This window comes from Leucobacter viscericola (genome assembly GCF_011299575.1).
GTDB lineage: Bacteria > Actinomycetota > Actinomycetes > Actinomycetales > Microbacteriaceae > Leucobacter > Leucobacter viscericola.
This window is the reverse complement of record NZ_CP049863.1, coordinates 1,849,440-1,866,092: the sequence shown is the minus strand read 5'-3', so window position 1 is coordinate 1,866,092 and position 16,653 is coordinate 1,849,440. Positions and strand designations below refer to the sequence as shown.

Annotated in this window: 14 protein-coding genes and 1 tRNA gene; 8 read left to right on the top strand and 7 right to left on the bottom strand. The window is 64.0% G+C overall.

Going from position 1 to position 16,653, the window contains the following annotated elements; genetic code table 11:
- Window positions 1-76 precede the first annotated feature (76 nt).
- Complete coding sequence (locus tag G7068_RS08410) at window positions 77-1,423, bottom strand: MATE family efflux transporter (protein WP_244304392.1); 1,347 nt, start codon at window positions 1,421-1,423, stop codon at window positions 77-79.
- A 52-nt stretch (window positions 1,424-1,475) separates the two neighbouring features.
- Here G7068_RS08410 and G7068_RS08405 point away from each other — a divergent pair, with 52 nt between their 5' ends.
- From G7068_RS08405 to G7068_RS08395, 3 genes are all read left to right on the top strand, one after another.
- On the top strand, window positions 1,476-2,495 hold the full coding sequence (locus tag G7068_RS08405) for a zinc-dependent alcohol dehydrogenase family protein (RefSeq protein ID WP_166291073.1): 1,020 nt from the start codon (window positions 1,476-1,478) through the stop codon (window positions 2,493-2,495).
- Between the two features lie 127 nt (window positions 2,496-2,622).
- The gene (locus tag G7068_RS08400) at window positions 2,623-3,351 is read left to right on the top strand and encodes a PH domain-containing protein (protein ID WP_166291071.1); all 729 of its coding nucleotides are present in this window, start codon (window positions 2,623-2,625) and stop codon (window positions 3,349-3,351) included.
- 496 nt (window positions 3,352-3,847) lie between these two features.
- Window positions 3,848-5,839, top strand: a complete 1,992-nt coding sequence (locus G7068_RS08395; RefSeq protein WP_166291069.1) for a M13 family metallopeptidase — start codon at window positions 3,848-3,850, stop codon at window positions 5,837-5,839.
- An 87-nt stretch (window positions 5,840-5,926) separates the two neighbouring features.
- On the opposite strand, the gene G7068_RS08390 is transcribed toward G7068_RS08395, so the two are convergent.
- Window positions 5,927-6,520, bottom strand: a complete 594-nt coding sequence (locus G7068_RS08390; RefSeq protein WP_166291067.1) for an NAD(P)H-dependent oxidoreductase — start codon at window positions 6,518-6,520, stop codon at window positions 5,927-5,929.
- Between the two features lie 64 nt (window positions 6,521-6,584).
- Between G7068_RS08390 and G7068_RS08385 the strand changes: the two genes are divergently transcribed.
- Entirely contained in the window at window positions 6,585-7,157 is a 573-nt protein-coding gene (locus G7068_RS08385; protein ID WP_166291065.1) for a TetR/AcrR family transcriptional regulator, read from the top strand.
- A 363-nt stretch (window positions 7,158-7,520) separates the two neighbouring features.
- On the opposite strand, the gene G7068_RS08380 is transcribed toward G7068_RS08385, so the two are convergent.
- Entirely contained in the window at window positions 7,521-8,459 is a 939-nt protein-coding gene (locus G7068_RS08380; protein ID WP_166291063.1) for a tRNA uridine(34) hydroxylase, read from the bottom strand.
- A gap of 109 nt (window positions 8,460-8,568) precedes the next feature.
- Here G7068_RS08380 and G7068_RS08375 point away from each other — a divergent pair, with 109 nt between their 5' ends.
- Window positions 8,569-9,450, top strand: coding sequence for a MerR family transcriptional regulator (locus G7068_RS08375; RefSeq protein WP_166291060.1), 882 nt, complete (start codon window positions 8,569-8,571; stop codon window positions 9,448-9,450).
- Here the strand turns inward: G7068_RS08375 and G7068_RS08370 are convergent.
- On the bottom strand, window positions 9,447-10,235 hold the full coding sequence (locus G7068_RS08370; RefSeq protein ID WP_166291058.1) for a FadR/GntR family transcriptional regulator: 789 nt from the start codon (window positions 10,233-10,235) through the stop codon (window positions 9,447-9,449). The genes G7068_RS08375 and G7068_RS08370 overlap by 4 nt on opposite strands.
- Window positions 10,236-10,398: 163 nt before the next feature.
- Here G7068_RS08370 and G7068_RS08365 point away from each other — a divergent pair, with 163 nt between their 5' ends.
- Entirely contained in the window at window positions 10,399-10,956 is a 558-nt protein-coding gene (locus G7068_RS08365; protein ID WP_166291055.1) for a YbhB/YbcL family Raf kinase inhibitor-like protein, read from the top strand.
- A gap of 69 nt (window positions 10,957-11,025) precedes the next feature.
- Window positions 11,026-14,730 carry a proline dehydrogenase family protein gene (locus tag G7068_RS08360; protein WP_166291053.1) on the top strand — a complete coding sequence of 1,235 codons (3,705 nt, stop codon included), beginning with the start codon at window positions 11,026-11,028 and terminating at the stop codon, window positions 14,728-14,730.
- A 13-nt stretch (window positions 14,731-14,743) separates the two neighbouring features.
- On the opposite strand, the gene G7068_RS08355 is transcribed toward G7068_RS08360, so the two are convergent.
- On the bottom strand, window positions 14,744-15,103 hold the full coding sequence (locus G7068_RS08355; protein WP_244304390.1) for a GNAT family N-acetyltransferase: 360 nt from the start codon (window positions 15,101-15,103) through the stop codon (window positions 14,744-14,746).
- 205 nt (window positions 15,104-15,308) lie between these two features.
- Here G7068_RS08355 and G7068_RS08350 point away from each other — a divergent pair.
- Window positions 15,309-15,390, top strand: a tRNA-Tyr gene (locus G7068_RS08350).
- Window positions 15,391-15,529: 139 nt separating this feature from the next.
- Here the strand turns inward: G7068_RS08350 and G7068_RS08345 are convergent.
- Window positions 15,530-16,042, bottom strand: a complete 513-nt coding sequence (locus G7068_RS08345; RefSeq protein ID WP_166291051.1) for a DUF6882 domain-containing protein — start codon at window positions 16,040-16,042, stop codon at window positions 15,530-15,532.
- A gap of 145 nt (window positions 16,043-16,187) precedes the next feature.
- Window positions 16,188-16,637 carry an ImmA/IrrE family metallo-endopeptidase gene (locus tag G7068_RS08340; RefSeq protein WP_166291049.1) on the bottom strand — a complete coding sequence of 150 codons (450 nt, stop codon included), beginning with the start codon at window positions 16,635-16,637 and terminating at the stop codon, window positions 16,188-16,190.
- Window positions 16,638-16,653: the final 16 nt, after the last annotated feature.

The following is a 16,653-nucleotide window of genomic DNA, read 5'->3' as shown; positions in this document are numbered from 1 at the left end:
CTGATTGGGCGGGTCAGTTGGACACAGTGTTTTTGATTCAGACTGTGCGCAACTGACCCGGTTGGTGGCGGTGGGCCTACTCAAACGCCTCAGGCGCCCGCTCAAACCGTCGCGCCCGAACTCCAAGCGTCACCGCACGGGCGAGCATAAACACGATCGTAAAGCTCGCGGTCAGCGCCACGAGCGCGGGAGTTCCCGTGGGCACGAGCCGCGTGACCAGCCACAACACGGGCAGGTACACCACGAGATTCACGAGGCTCGTCCAGGCGAGGTAGCGCGCGTCACCGGCACCCATGAGCACACCGTCGAGCACAAACACGAAGCCGCCCAGGGGCAGCGAGATCCCGAGCACCAGTAGGGCAGGGGGCAGGATCGCGAGCACCCCTGGATCGCTCGTAAATATGCGGCCGATGACCGGACTGGCCGCCGCGAGGATCAGCCCCACCGCTGCTCCCGAGGTGACACCCCAGAAGATCGTGCGTCTCACGATGAGGCGAGCTCGGTCGGGGTCGCGGGCTCCGAGGGCATCACCGATCATGGCCTGCGCGGCGATGGCGAGTGCGTCGAGCGCGAAGGCCGCAGTCGAGAACACAGTGAACACCACCTGGTAACCGGCCGTGGCAATCGTGCCGTGGCTGGTCGCGGCGAACACTGTCGAGAGGAACGCCACACGAAGTCCAACCGTGCGCAGAAAGAGCCAGCCGCCGCTGCGTCCGGCGTGCCCGAGACCGTCTCGCCGGGGGAACACGCTGGCCCCGGTCTTCCCGACCTTGCGCGCGATAACAATGAGGTACACAACAACCATGCCCCACTGCGCCAGGACGGTTCCCCAGGCGCTGCCAGCGATCCCGAACCCCAGTCCGTAAATGAACCACCAGTTGAGCAGCGCGTTGATCGCGAACCCAACGGTGGCAACCGCGAGCGGGGTGCGGGTGTCTTGCAAGCCGCGGAGCAGCCCACTCGCCGCAAAGACGAGCAGCATTGCGGGAATGCCGAAGCACGAGATGATGAGGTAGATGAGGGCCTGGTCCGCGGTCTCGGGTGCGGTGCCGAAGGACGCAACGAGTGGGCCACTCAGAGCGAAGAGCGCGGCGGCGACAAGGATCCCGATCCCGAACGCAAGCCACAGACCATCAACGCCGGCCTGCACCGCACCGCGCAGGTCGCCTGCGCCGCGCCGCCTCGCAACGAGCGGCGTCGTGGAGTACGCCAGAAACACCATGAGTCCGACGGCGGTCTGCAGGATCGCGGCGGCGACCGCGAGGCCAGCGAGAGGGCTCGCGCCGAGGTGGCCAACGAGGGCGGAATCGACGACCAGAAAGAGCGGCTCAGCAATGAGCGCACCGAGCGCCGGGACCGCGAGATTGGCGATGCTGCGGTCGATGCGGCGCCGCGCGGGCTTGCTGGCGGGGGAGGCGGACACGGTTCCACCGTAGCGGCATCTGTGCTTCACCTTAAGGGTGTAACGTTCCAGCATGCGCGCAACAAAAATTTATGGCCCAGGTGATATTCGAGTTGAAGAGGTCGCAGATCCGGTTCTGAAAACTGGGATCGACGCCGTAGTTCGTGTCGTGGCTGCATGCGTCTGCGGATCCGACCTCTGGCCCTACCGCGGCGTCACGGATACCGAGGAGCCGCGCAAGATCGGCCACGAGTTTGTCGGAATCGTCGAAGAGGTTGGCGCTGACGTGCAGCGGGTCGCCGTGGGCGACTTTGTGATCGCACCCTTCTACGACTGTGACATGAGCTGCGTGAACTGCCTCAACGGCTTCAGCACCTCCTGCCTGAACGGTGGCTGGTGGGACGGCGCCCAGGCCGAGAAGGTGTACGTTCCCCACGCTGAGGGCTCGCTCGTCAAGGTGCCGTCTGCGCCGAGCGAAGAGCTGATCCCGAGCCTGCTTGCCCTCTCCGACGTGCTGGGCACCGGACATCACGCAGCGGTGTCCGCCGGCGTAAAGCCGGGCAGCACGGTTGTGGTCGTGGGTGACGGCGCCGTTGGACTGTGTGCCGTGCTCGCGGCGAAGCGACTGGGGGCTGCGAGGATCGTCGCGATGTCTCGGCACGAGTCGCGGCAGGCGCTCGCGCGCGAGTTTGGTGCGAGCGACATCGTTGCCGAGCGTGGTGACGAGGGTGTTGCCGCCGTGAAGGAGCTGCTTGGTGGCATCGGTGCTGACTGTGTGCTCGAGGCCGTGGGCACGGAGGAGTCGATGGATCAGGCGATCCGCTCCGCTCGCCCCGGCGGTATGGTCGGCTACGTTGGTGTGCCCAACGGAGGCCCCAAGCTTCCCGTGCGCACGCTGTTTGCCAACAATGTCGGCGTGAACGGCGGTGTGGCCCCGGTGCGTAATTACGTAGAAGAGCTGCTCGCAGATGTGCTGGCCGGGTCGATCAACCCGGGGCGGGTGTTCGATCTTGAGGTGCCGCTGGCCGAGGCCCCTGAGGCGTACCGCGCGATGGACGAGCGCCGCGCGATCAAGGTGTTGGTGCGGCCGTAGCTTGGGGGGCGCCATCCCATATTAGGTCCGCCGCGGCAAGCGCGGCGTTGCCATTGTCGGGGTGGAGTATCGGCTAGGCTTTTGACACTTGTGGTCTTAAGGGTTCCCCGGGAAAGGACGTAACTCAATGTCGAGCGCCCCAGCAGGATGGTACGACGATGGATCAGGTCGAAAGCGTTGGTGGGATGGTCTTGCCTGGACTGATGTCTATGAAGACCAGCAGCAGCCAATTGAAGCTCCTGTTGCGGAAGCGAGCCAGTCGAAGCCCCAGTCGCTTAGCAACCGAATGAAGAAAAAGCATGATCTGGGTCAGGACGAGGACGCCATCTGGTCTGCTGTAGGGCGGCCTCTTTCTGGGCTGGGTGCTGGCCGCTACAAGCTCACTACTGAGTACCTGATTTTCGAGACGGGCACCCTGTCTTCGAAGGGCCAGCAAATCAGAACGCGAGAGATCTACGACGTTGATTCTTCACAATCGATGACTCAGAAAGCGCGAGACGTGGGGTCGATAACTCTATGGGCGCGCCGAGAGAGCGGCAACGAGCGTGTGGTGCTTCAAGACATCCCGAATTTCCGTGAGGGGGTCAACCTGATTAACCGCGTATCCGATGAAGCTCGGATTGCTCAGCACTTGCGCGAGAATACGTCGCGCTCAACAGTTGAGTACTCGGGCTTGGCTCAGACTCTGGCTGCTTCAGTGATACCCACTGCGACATCGCTTGCGGAAGCCGCGCCCTCTCAAGCAGCGGGACTAGATATTAATGCTGAGCTGGAGAGGCTTGCCGCGTTTCGTGATCAGGGCATTCTTGACGAAGAAGAGTTCACGGCAGCAAAACGAAAGATGCTCGGGCTTTAGCCCTAAGATTGCCTGAGTCACGCAGATCTACCAATAGGTGAGAACTTGGTGTTGAAGCAGCCTGACATTAGCGCGAAAGATGCTGTTCTTCCTGGATTAATCTTTATCGCGATGTTTCTCGTCATCGTGTACTTCGCAGTTGTTGGAGGCCTGAGCAAGTTTTACGAACTCGATTCGTGCCGTGTTGAATCGGTGGGAGAGCTCATCGGTAGCAGCAGGAGTTACTCTGAGCGCAGAACGATTTCATTCGATGGGTGCGGCTCTCCGGTTGGTAGTAAAGTGCTTGAGATCAATGGTCCCAGTCGCGAGGTGCATGATCCGCCAATCGAGGGAAATCTCTACAACATTAGGGTGAAAGTTTCACCCTACGGAACCGTCTCTCTTGTCAGCGCGAAACCTGTCCAGGGCTAAAACAAGGAGACGGCTTTTGCCGTTTCGAAGGTGGAGCTCGCAAGTTGCACCCACCAATGTCAGACCCTAAAGATAAGGTTGTCGCATGACCGAAGCAATCAACGAAGTGCTCTCCTCCGGCATCGACCTTGCAGAGCTCGACCCCAGCATCCGCCCACAAGACGATCTCTTCCGGCACGTCAACGGTAAGTGGATCGCGCGCACCGAGATCCCCGCAGACAAGGCGCGCTACGGATCCTTCGCGGTTCTCGCAGAGAATGCCGAAGAAGCGGTGCGCAACATCATTACGGGCACCGAAGCGCCGGCTGCCGGAGCGCTCGCCGCAGACGCGCCAGAGGCCGACAAGGTCGCTGCGCTTTACGCCAGCTTCATGGACGTGGATCGGGCAGACGCCCTGGGAGCGGCGCCGATTGCTGGCGACATCGACCGGGTACTCGCGGTCAGCTCCGTCTCCGAACTCATCGCACTCGTGGGTGAGCTCGAGCGCCAGGGCCTCGGCGGTTTTGCTGGCATGTTTGTTGACAACGACCCGGGTGATCCCTCGCGTTACATCATCTTCGTGATGCAGGGCGGCATTGGGTTGCCCGACGAGTCCTACTACCGTGAAGACCAGTTCGCGGAGGTTCGGGATCAGTACCGCGCTCACATCGAGCGCATGCTGACGCTCGCGGGAGTGGCCGACGCCGCGCGTCTCGCCGAGCTCGCGTACGACCTTGAGCGTCGCATCGCGGCCTCGCACTGGGACAAAGTAGCGAGCCGCGACATCCAGAAGCTCTACAACCTGCGCACGTTCGAGGGTCTGCAAGAGATTACTCCGCAGCTTGATTGGCGAGCCTACCTGGGCGCGATGGGAGCGCCCGAGGAAGCATTCGCGGAGGTCGTTGTTGGCCAACCCGAGGCGATTGCGGGTCTCGCAGGGCTCTTGGTTGAAGACGAACTTGGTGCTTGGCGCGCTTGGCTGATCTGGTCGATCGTGCGAGGATCCGCTGCGCTTCTGTCGCAGGAGATCTCACGAGCGAACTTCGAGTTTTATGGCACCGCGCTCACCGGAGCGACTGAGCAGCGCGAGCGCTGGCGCCGCGGGGTGTCCTTCGTGGAGGGCGCAATGGGCGAGGCCGTCGGGCGCATCTACGTTGAGAAGCACTTCGATGAAGACGCGAAGGCCGCAATGGACGGACTTGTCGAGCACCTGATCGAGGCATACCGCGATTCGATCCAGCAGCTCGACTGGATGAGCCCTGACACCAAGGTGCGCGCGCTCGAAAAGCTCGATAAGTTCACGCCCAAGATCGGCTACCCCGTGAAGTGGCGCGACTACAGTGCGATCGCTGCTGACTCAGGTGACCTGCTCGGCAACTCGCGTCAGGTCGCTGAGTACGAGTTCAATCGTGAGCTCGGCAAGGTCGGCAAGCCGATTGACCGTGACGAGTGGTTCATGACGCCACAGACCGTCAACGCCTACTACAACCCCGGTTTTAACGAGATCGTGTTCCCGGCCGCCATCTTGCAGCCGCCGTTCTTCGACAAGAACACTGACGCTGCCGCTAACTTTGGCGCGATTGGCGCGGTCATTGGTCACGAGATCGGTCACGGCTTTGACGACCAGGGTTCACGCTACGACGGCGACGGCAAACTCACCGACTGGTGGAGCGAAGAAGACCGGGCCGCGTTCGAGCAGCGCACGGGCGCACTCATCGGCCAGTACAACGCGCTCTCGCCCGAGGGTGCCGACGGCCAACCCGTCAACGGCGAGTTGACCATCGGCGAGAACATCGGTGACCTCGGCGGTCTCGCAATCGCGTGGAAGGCCTACCTGCGCTCGCTCGCCGGGGCAGAGTCTCCGGTCATCGACGGCCTAACCGGTGCAGAGCGTTTCTTCCTGTCGTGGTCACAGGCGTGGCAGCAGAAGTCGCGGCCAGAAGAGACAGTGCGACTTCTCACCATCGACCCACACTCGCCCAACGAGTTCCGCTGTAACCAGATCGTGGCGAACCTCGACGCGTTCCACGAGGCCTACAACACAAAGCCGGGTGACAAGCTCTGGCTTGATCCTGAGCAGCGCGTCAGCATCTGGTAGCTGAACGCTGCCAGCGAACCGTCGGTGCCGTTCCTTAACAGGCGGCACCGACGGTTGGGTTGTCACGCGACGGCGCTGGCGGTGCGATCAAGCTGCCACAAGCTCAGGGCTCGGGATCCGGCGCGCGTCAGTGGCCCCGAGATGCGACGCCGCCGAGATCCAGCCGGCGATCCTCGCCTCGCTCGCCTTGTTGACCCCCATAAAGCGGTGCACGCGAAAAGGGCGCACCCCACAAAACCTCATGGTTCGACGCGCAACCTGAGCCGCAGCTGGCGTACCCGAAAACGGCAGCGCAATGGCGGGGGTATCAGTCGTGAGCAAAAGCCGACCGCTCCGCCCGCGGAGCAATCCACGTGGCAACCCGAGGGGGGTCATCTCGTACTCCTCGTGAGGCAGCAGAGCCCGGTCGAAGAACCCCTTGAGCAGGGCTGGCACCGATCCCCACCACATCGGCGCAGCGATGACGATGTGCTGTGCATCGTGCAGTGCCTGCCGCGCCTCGGTCAGATCAGGCTCGATTGCCATGCGCGAGCGATACCCGAAGCGCATGTGCACGTCGAAATCGAGGTCGCGCAGCGCGAGCAGCCGCGCGGTGCCGTTGCCGGCGGCATAGCTCTGCGCCATGGCCGCGGTGAGCGACTCGGGATTTGGGTGACCATCGATCACGAGCACACGGGGCATACGACCTCAATCTTGACAGTGGCAACTTAACTAGACACTGTCAAGATAGGGAAGAATGTTGCTTGTGTCAAGTTCAATCGGTGCTTACCACCACGGCAGCCTGGCCAGCGCCCTAGAAGAGGCTGCGATGCAGCTGCTGGAACGCATGCCAGCGTCAGAAATTAGCCTGCGCGAGGTGGCGCGCGCGGCAAACGTGAGCCATAACGCGCCATACCATCACTTCGCCGATCGCCGGGGTCTGTTCAAGGTGCTCGCAGAGCACAGCATGGCCGACCTGGTCGCGCAGGTAAAAAACGACGTGGCAGCGGCCGAGACCACACGCGAAAAACTGCACGCCGGAAGCGCCGCCTACATCAGCTTCGCGGTGAACCGGCCCTACGCCTTCCAGGTCATGTACGACCCGACGGTGTGTATTCCGGGATCGCCCAGCGAGCAGATGGCTCCGCTCATTCAGGAGCTAGAAAGCGCTCTGGCCACGGTCGCAATGAGCGCGGGTCTCAACACCGTTGCCGACGTGCAGGCTCTCTGGGGACTCGTGCACGGCCTCGGCACACTCAGCGCGATGGGACACTTCACTCTTAAAGAGGCACTTGCGGCCGCTGATGCAATGATTGCGCGAGCGCTCGCGAACACTTAGGTCTCACGGCCTCACGGTCTCACGGTCTCACGCCCTCCTGGCCTACGGCCCCGTCGACAGGCCATGATTTCGTCGAGAAGCCATCAAGCACGATGGCCTCTCGACGAAACCATGGCTTCTCGAGAACGGCCGCCGGGCCGCCGGGCCGCCGGGCCGCCGGGCCGCCGGGCCGCCGGGCCGCCGGGCCGCCGGGCCGCCGGGCCGCCGGGCCGCCGGGCCGCCGGGCCGCCGGGCCGCCGGGCCGCCGGGCCGCCGGGCCGCCGGGCCGCCGGGCCGCCGGGCCGCCGGGCCGCCGAGTCGCCGAGTCGCCGAGGTGACAGAGCCGCCAGGTCGGCAGAGTCGCAGGGGCGACCGGGCCGAAGACTACGCAGCCACCAGGTGCTCGGCGCAGGGGCCGTTCTGGTGCTCGGCGCACGCCACGAAGCGGGCGCGGCACGTCTGGTCGGCGCAGTTGCTCAAGAGGTTCGTGGGGGTGCCGCAGGCGGCGCAGGATCCGAGAACCGCGGCACCGGGAGCGAAGTCCATCGTCTCGCGACTGTCGAACACCGCTAGGGATCCCTCCCACAGTCCGTCATTGCCGAATGCCTCGCCGTAGCGCACAATGCCGCCGTCGATCTGGTAGACCTCGTTAAACCCGCGGTTCTTCATGGCGACGGAGAGAATCTCGCAGCGGATTCCGCCCGTGCAGTAGCTGATGACCGGGCGATCCTTGAGGTCGTCGTAGGCGCCACTCTCGATCTGCGCGATGAAGTCGTGGGTGGTGGTCACGTCGGGCACGATGGCGCCCTTAAACTTGCCGACCTCAGCTTCCCAGGCGTTGCGGCCGTCGAAGAACACAACTTCGTCGCCACGAGCAGCAACGAGATCGTTGACCGCCTGTGGGCTGAGGTGTTCACCGCCGCCGACCACACCGGCGGCGTCGACGATGGTCTCGTCGGGGATCCCAAACGCCACCAGCTCGTCGCGCGCCTTCACGCTGAGCTTCGGAAAATCGGTGATGCGTCGCCAGGGCGCACGCCGATCCGTGCCGTGCAACATCTCGGGCTGTTCGGGTTCGAAGCCGGTGCCGTCACTCCACTTCACGTCGAGGCCAGCGAACGGCCCGTACTCGCGGCTGCGCTTGAGGTACTGCTTGCACGCGTCGAGCTCGCCACCGACGGTGCCGTTGATCCCGTGCTTCGAAATGATGATGCGCCCGCGCAAGCCGAGTGACTCGCACAGTTCCTTTTGCCAGAGGCGCACGGCCTCGGGGTCGGCGACGGGGGCGAATGCGTAGTACAGCAGGATCTTTGGCTCAGACACACTTCAATCGTACGCTTCAAATCTGCGCCCACTTGACATTGACGTTGCGTCAAGGTTTACCGTTGAGTGTGCGCCGGGAGAGTCCCGGCCGAAGAACGGGAGGATCCGCATGGAACGCTCGATTCAGGAGGTCGCAAAGGCCGCCGGAACCACGTCGCGCACCCTGCGGCACTACGACCGCATCGGGCTGGTCGAACCGATTCGCATCGGCAGCAACGGCTATCGCTACTACGACGATCGTGCACTGGTGCGGCTGCAGCGGGTATTGCTGCTGCGCAATCTGGGGCTAGGGCTCGACGCCATCGGGCAGGTGCTGGTTGCGCAGGATCGCGGTGCTGTTCAGGATCGCGGTGCTGTGCAAACCCGAAACGCGGCTCAGGATCGCACAGACCCCGCAAGCGCGGCGCCGGAACAAGCAGAGGCCAGCATCCTGGCCAATCACCTGGAGCTGCTGCGGCAGGAGCGCGAACGCGTAGACACGCAGATCGGTGCCGTTGAGCGCACCATCGCTGCGCTCCGCCACAATGCGGCACAAAACTCCCAAGACAACACAGAAAAGGAAGACCTCATGTCTCAGAACATGTTTGAAGGATTCGACCACACGCAGTACCGCGAAGAGGTCGAGCAGCGCTGGGGCGCCGACGCGTACGCGAACAGCGACAAGTGGTGGCGCTCCCTAGGAAAGGAAGGCCAGGCCGAATGGCAGGCCAAGCTTGCTGCGTTGAACGCCGACTGGGTCGCGGCAGTCGCGCGCGGCGATGATCCCGAGTCGGCCGAAGCGCAAGATCTCGCAAAGCGTCACGTCGAATGGCTCACTGCGACACCGGGCACCCCTGCAAGCGCCCCCGGTGGAGACCTCGCGGGCTACCTACTCGGCCTAGGCGAGATGTACGTCGCTGACGAGCGCTTCGCAGCGAACTACGGCGGGGTAGATGGCGCGACGTTCGTGCGTGACGCACTCGCTGCCTACGTGAGCCGCGAGCTCAGCTAGCGCGCCGCAATCCGCTGATCGTCGGCCTCAACCGCAAGGTCGATGCGCTGCTGCTGCTCGGGTGTGCGAGTGAGCGGCGGCACCACCTCGTGTTGCTCGTTGACGATGACCACGTCGTTATCGACGTGGTTGACCATCGCGTGCACGGCGTCGATGAAATCCTGGCGGCGGATCGCGTCAAGCACCCTGGCGTGATCCCGCTCCATCTCGGCACCGGTCGCCACCATCGCGAGCTTGCCGCGGTGCTCGGGGGTGCGCAGGCGATCGTTGATGCCGGCGTACAGCGAAGCGAGCAGGCGGTTCTTGGCCGCGTCGAACACCAGGCGGTGAAATTTGCTGTCAAACGCAGACGTGTCGTCGTCGTTTGCGAAACCTAGAACGGGGCAGCGTGTGCAGCCGACCTCGTCAATAGCGGCCTGCTCAAGCGCGATCAGGTCTTCTTCGGAGCGGTGAATCGAGGCCTGCTGGGCGGCCTCGATTTCAAGCGCACGACGGTAGCTCAGGATCTCTTCAAGCGTGAAGTCAGCGAGAAACTCATTGAGCAGAGTGCTGGTGGGAGCTGACGAACGAACAAAGGTGCCGCGACCGGGCAGGGTCTCGAGCATGCCGATGCTCGCGAGCGAACGAACGGCTTCGCGCACGGTGGAACGCCCGACGCCGGTCTGCTCAGCGAGCTCGGGCTCGATCGGGATCCTGCTGCCAACCGGCCACTCGCCGGTCGTGATCTTTCGCCGCAGGAAGGCGAGGGTCGCTCGGGCTCGATCAGAGCCTGTCGTCGATGCCATGGTTCCTCCGATTGAGCGCCCTTTGCGCACGCCGTTCGTAAGCCTCCAGTATATCTGTAGCCGCTCCGCAAAATCTCATGGATAACCCGCCGCTGCCGTCCTAAGCTGAAGGACCAGAGTGCTCGCCCAAAACCACGGGTCGCGCCGAGAACGAGGGAGTGACATGACCCAGCTTCACACGAGCCAAGGTGACATCAATCCGTACGCGGGAATGCGGCAGTTGCCCAGTTTTACGCTGATCAGCAATGACATTCAGGAAGGTGAACCGCTTCCGGCTGAGCTCTATGCGGAATACGCCGGCGGGCAAAACCGGTCGCCGCAGCTGAGCTGGTCGGGTTTTCCGAAGGAGACCCGTAGCTTTGCCGTCACCTGCTTTGATCCCGATGCGCCGACAGGGTCCGGGTTTTGGCACTGGGCGGTCGCGAATATCCCGCTTGAGGTCACTGAGCTGCCAGCGGGCGTGGGCGCGCAGGCGGGCGAGGGGCTTCCCGCAGGCAGCCTCACACTGCCCAATGAAAAGCGCGAGCCGTGGTTCATGGGAGCGGCACCGCCCGAGGGTACCGGCGTGCACCACTACTGGTTTGTCGTGCACGCTCTCGATGTGGAGCGCATCGACATCGATCCGCAGGCAACACCCGCCGCCATGGGCGGCATGATGCGCCCGTCTGTGCTGGCACGTGCGGTTCTCGTCGCCACCGGTGAGTTTGGTGGCGCGGCGTAGTTGATCCGGCGTAGGTCGACCCCTGCGCGCCTCGCGGCGGAGGCATGACCTCGGTTCTACAGTGGGCGTATGGCTGAAGAGCGTTTCTCCCCAGACACTATTTGGGGCGGGCTCACCGCCGCGAACGCCAAGCGGGCGGAGAGTTGGATTGCCGCGACGCGCGCAAACACCACCGCCTCACCCGAGCTGCTCGGTGGTGTCAGTAAGGATCCTGAAAGCTTCGAGTTCACCCGCCGCTTGATCGAGTTTGTCGCCGGCACCGAAGACGCCTTTACCTCGGCGCTCGGTCTGCGCGAGGTCGCGCAAGATATGCCGGAATCGATGCCCGCGCGCGATCGACTCGCGGTCAAGGCTGGCGGTGTCGCCTCGCTCGGCCTGCCCTGGGCTGTGATGCCGGTTGCGCGGCGCTGGCTGCGGGACCGCGTTGCGCACCTGGTGCTCGCGACGAAGCTGCCCGCGAGTAGCCCGCCCGGAAAGCTCGCTGGGCTCACCGAGGCCCTGCGCCGCCACTCTGAGGCCGGATTTATGCCCGTTGTGCAGCCCCTCGGCGAACGCGTGTTTGGCCCCGTCGGAGCCAAAGCCGAGATCGCCAGGCTCGCGGCTCTCGCGGCTCACCCGGCTGTGAAACACCTCGTGGTGGATCCCGCACGAATCGCACCCGGCGGCACAGACTGGTCCGCCACCGACGACGTGGCCCTTGCCGTCGCCTCGCTGCGGCCCATTCTCGACTCCGCCGCAGAACACAACACCGTGATCAGTATTGAGCCCACGAGCGTGCGTTGGCTTCGGCTGATCCCGGAGGTCTTGTCTCGAGCGCTTGCAGATCCTGAGCTCGATCGAGCACGCGTCAGCACCAAAATCTTCGCCGAACTTCCCGAGTCGCGAGAGATCTACGATCGTGTGAGCCGCTGGGCACTGCGCAGGGTCGCTGAGGGCGGTGCGCCGGCGGAGATCGTCATTGGTGTCGCCGGTGTCGCCGGATCCGAGCGCATCGCATCGATTCAGAGTGGGCTCGCGGTGCCTGTGATCGAGGATCGAACCGCGCTCACCGCTCAACTGCTGCGGCTGGCCGAGCTTGCACTGCACCCGGGCAGGGCGGCCGTGCTGCGGCCGGTCATTGCGTCGGAAGACCTGAGTGTGCTCGCGGCGGTTGCCGAGCTCGCCGCAAAGCGCGAACTGCAAGACCTGGTTTCGCTGCAACTGCGCAGCGGAGTTGTGCAGGGTCTCGCGCAGACGCTCCTCGCAGATGCGGGTGAGGTCAGGATCGTGCTCCCCGTTATTGCGCCACAAGACTTCGTGGGTGCCGTCGATCTTCTTGTGGGGTTTGCCGCGGAGGCGGCGGATCCCGAATCGGCTCTGTCGCGACTTGAGGCGTTGCTCACGGCCTCGGAGGGCACGGAAGACGCCGACGGCACCGCCGATCCCGAACTCAATGCCTTTCATGAAGCTGCGCTCGCCGCAGACGAAGACGCCCCCACCTCGCACCGAACGCAGCGTCGGGCGCGCGAGTGGGATCCGACCGAGCGCGACAGCGCACTCTTCTACCGCGCTCCCGACGAGCCAGCTCGCTTCGAGACCGGCGGCCTGACCGCGGCCGTGCTGGGGTTAACCCGCGGCGAGACGGGTGAGTGGCAGCTGGGTGAGTTCGCGCCGACGCGCGAGATTCCAGTCAGGTCAGACTCTGGCTTCGCAAACGAGCCCGACACCGACGCGAGTGTTGCCGAGAATCGAGATTGGGCTCGTGAGCGGCTGAGCCGCGCGCGCCAGCAGGCCGAGGCCTCGGAAGCCGTTTCCGCAAACGACACCGTGGCGCTCTCGCCCGCCGACCTCGATGCCGCGGCCGTCGCCGAGGCTGTGCGTGAGGCCGGTGAGCGCTGGGCTGCGGAGCCGCATCGTATTCGTGCTGTGCGGTTGCGGCGCGGGGCGCTTGCGGTTGTGGCGGCTCGGGATCGGCTCTTGCAGACGCTAGCTCTCGACACTGGGGCCCCGGTGGTTGAGCTCGACGCCGAAATTAACCGCATCGTCGACGCTGGCCGCTACTGCGGGCAGCTCGCCGAGGGCCTCGAAGCCGTGCGCGGTGCGACGTTTGTGCCCGAGCGCCTGGCGCTGGTCGCGGCCGACAACCAGACTCCGCTTTCTGCCCAGGCCGAGGCGGTACTCGCGACCCTCGCGGCGGGAACCGGTGTGCTCTGGGTGGTGCCCTCGCGGCTGCTCCGGTCGGCTTCGGCGCTTGTTGAGGAGTGGGAAGTCGGTGGCATCACCCCGGGGGTCGTGCGCATTGAGGCGGTGTATGCCGGTTGGACGCTGGGTGCGCTCGCCGCGTACCCGGGAACCGACCGGGCCGTAGTGTTTGGCGATCGCGCCGAAGCGAGGGAGTTGGTGCGTCGCCGGCCGGACCTGCGCGTCGAGGGGCACATCCGCGTGCGTGGCTCCATGCTCATCGCACCGTCGGCCGATCTGAGCCAGGCGGTTTCAGATCTTGTGGCCTCGGCATTCCGCGGTGCGGGATCGGATCCGCGAGCCGTGACTGCCGCGATTCTGGTCGGAAGTGTTGCGCGTTCAGCGCGGTTCCGCGAGGCGCTCGCCGATGCCGTGCGGGCGCTGCGTGTGGGGGATACCTCAAACCCGGGGGATCGTGATCCTCTCGGTTTCGATCTGGGTCCCCTTCCTGCGGCCCCCTCCGAGGCGGGACTGCGTGCGCTCACCGAGCTTGGGCGCGGGGAAGAGTGGCTCGTGAGGCCGGAGCAGCTGGACGATGAAGGCTTGTTGTGGAGCCCTGGCGTGCGACTCGGAGTCTCGGAGTCTTCAACTTTTTGGAGCGACGCGATCGGTGTGCCCGTCATCGGTGTAGTGCACAGCCACACGCTTTCCGAGGGAACTGCAAAACAGGGCCTCGTCGGCGGCGGTGCGGCCGCCGGGCTGCAGGCAAACGACGGCGACGAGATTCTGAGCTGGCTCGAAGAGTCGCAGGCGGCCTCACTGTCGGTCAACAAACCGACCACCGCGGCCCGCATCGAGCGACAGCCCGGTGGGGGCTGGAACGAAGCCGTCATGGGTCTGCCGGCGCTGGCGGGAGGGCCCAACTGGTTGCTCGCCCTGGGTTCCTGGCAGCCTCGCGAGGGCACCAGAAGCGACACCCTGCACTTGCGAGGGCTCGATCCTGAAATACAGCTCCTGATTGAGGCAGCTCAAGACGAACTCAGCTACGAAGAGTTTGATGCGGTGCGCCGGGCGGCCCTCGCGGACGCCCTCGCGTGGCGAACCTCGTTTGGGGTGGTGCGAGACTCGATCGGATTGGGGATCGAGCGCAACACGCTGCGCTACTGGCCCGTTGTGACGCAGATTCGCCTTGCCGAGCGGGCGTCCGTCGCTTCGCTGCTGCGGGTGCTCGCTGCGGCGTTGCTTGTGCGGGCTCCCGTCGCGGTGTCGACCGGTGAGGTGCTGCCGTCTGCGATCTCGTCGTTCTTGGCGTCCCAGGGCATCGAAGTGTCGCTGGAGCGCGACGACGACTGGATTGAGCGACTCGCCATAGCCGGGCCCATTGGTGCCGACGGCGTTGCGGCGTCGCGAGTGCGGCTGATCGGCGGCGATCGGGTGCGGGTCGCCGAGTGGATGGGCGGACTGGATCGGGCCGCGCTCTGGGCAGAACCGGTCACGATGGCCGGTCCGGTCGAGCTGCTGACGCTGCTGCGCGAGCAGTCGGTGTCTGCGCGGGCGCACAGGCACGGTTTGGCGGTGGCGGTTCCAGGGTTGGACGAGCTGCTGGGGGAGTGACCAGGCGAAACCGCTAGCCGATCCGCATCGGCGTGTGCGGTATGCCGTCTTCGAGGAACTCTTCGCCATTGGCCCGGAACCCAAAGCGGGCGTACCACTCAGTGAGATACGACTGGGCGTGAATCTGGATCGGGTGATCCTCGCAGATTTCAATTGCCGTGTTGAGCACGGCTGCCGCGATCCCGAGCCCCCTGTGCTGAGGTGCGGTGACGACTCGACCGATGCTGCGTAGGCCCGGTTCGAGAGCGTCCTCGTTCAGGATCCGGACGGAACTCGCGATCTCGCCCTGGTTTGTCTCCGCCCACACCTGAATGGTGGTTTGCTCGAGGTCGCGCCCGTCGAGGTCGAGGTAGACGCAGTCTTGCTCAAGCACAAACACCTCCTGGCGCAGTTTTGCGATCCTGTAAAACGTGCGCGGGGGACGTCGTCGAAGTTGTCGGCACGGTGGATAGTGGTCTCGGCGGGGAGCGCGTTCATCTCTCGATTTTGCCACGGGGAGGGCCTGTTGTGCGCGCGATTTCCGTTCTGGAGGGGTGAGGCTGTAAAGTTGATCCCTGGTTGCGTTTCACGCGGCCTTTGGCGGATTACCCGAGCGGCCAAAGGGGGCTGACTGTAAATCAGCTGGCTATGCCTACGGGGGTTCGAATCCCTCATCCGCCACAGAAAAACCCCCGATCAGATGCGAATCTGGTCGGGGGTTTTGTTGTTTCTACGGAGGAAGCGTGAGTTGGTGGCCGCTTAGTGGCCGCTTTGCTCGAAGAGTTCATCAATCACTGCGGCAGCTTCAATGCCCGGGCGCCTAAGCGGCGTGAATCTCTCGCACTGCGAAATAGAAAGTGGGATCGCTGGGGGTTTTGAAAAGGAACTGAGATTCGGCATACCCGAATGCCAGAGCGGCGAGTGAGTCTGCCTCCCGCTCATCGGCCCAAAGTGTCATTGTCGTAAGCGATGGAATCGATTTTGACTTTCCGAACTGCATGACTCCAAACGACGCTACAGTCAGGTCATCCGAAATATTCGGATTTGCCCAACCCCACATCCAACTTTCGGCTCCCGCGTTCAAGCTTCCCAGAACGTCGACTACACCTACCCAGCGCCCAGAGGGTGTTGCAAACGTGATGGTCCCAGCGTTCAGATCTACAGCCCATTCTTCGATGTGGTCAAGGCCAAACTGGTCTGCCGCGCGGGCATTAATTGAGTCTCGTTCCGCCTCGAGATGTTGAAGAACCGCCGCGATCGACGAGCGATCGACACGCTTTTCCTTGTCGTCTGCTGCTTTGGAAGCGGTCCGTTTCTTGCCAAACAATCCCATTGCGGCAGTATACAGAGCACACCCAAGCTGAGTGCTGAGGTGAGCCACCCCTCGGCGATGTGCAAGTGTGGCGTGTCCTTCGCCATCACGGAGCAGAGGTCTGAACGGCCCCTTAGCAACGGGTTCTCGGCTGAGACGGGGAGCGTTATGTCGCGGTTAAGCGCTGGGACCACTGACCTGCACCCATGCGGGGGTTCACGTACACGGTGTCGCCGACTCGTTCGAGCGTGCGTTCGTAGGCAACGACGAGTTTCTCAAGCACGCAGAGCTCCTGCGCGACGGAGGGTAGATGGCGCCCGAACTTGAGGGTGGCGTCTCTGTAGGCCGTTTCGTTAATGAGAAAGTGTGCGGCCCACTCGTCGGCACGAAGTTCCATGCGCCGATTGAGGTGTTCGAAGACCGTGGGCTCGTCGCTGTTCGTAGCGTGCCCGAGTTCGTGGGCAAGGATAGAGCGAGTTTTGCGGTAGAGCATGCCATCTTGGATGCGCACCTCACGGGTTTGCAGGCAGTAATCGCCAACTCGATGGAGGTGGCTCAGGTCTGCATACTCAATCGTCACGTCGATGCTCGCGGCATAGTCATAGAGAAGTTCCACGGCATCATCCCCTCTC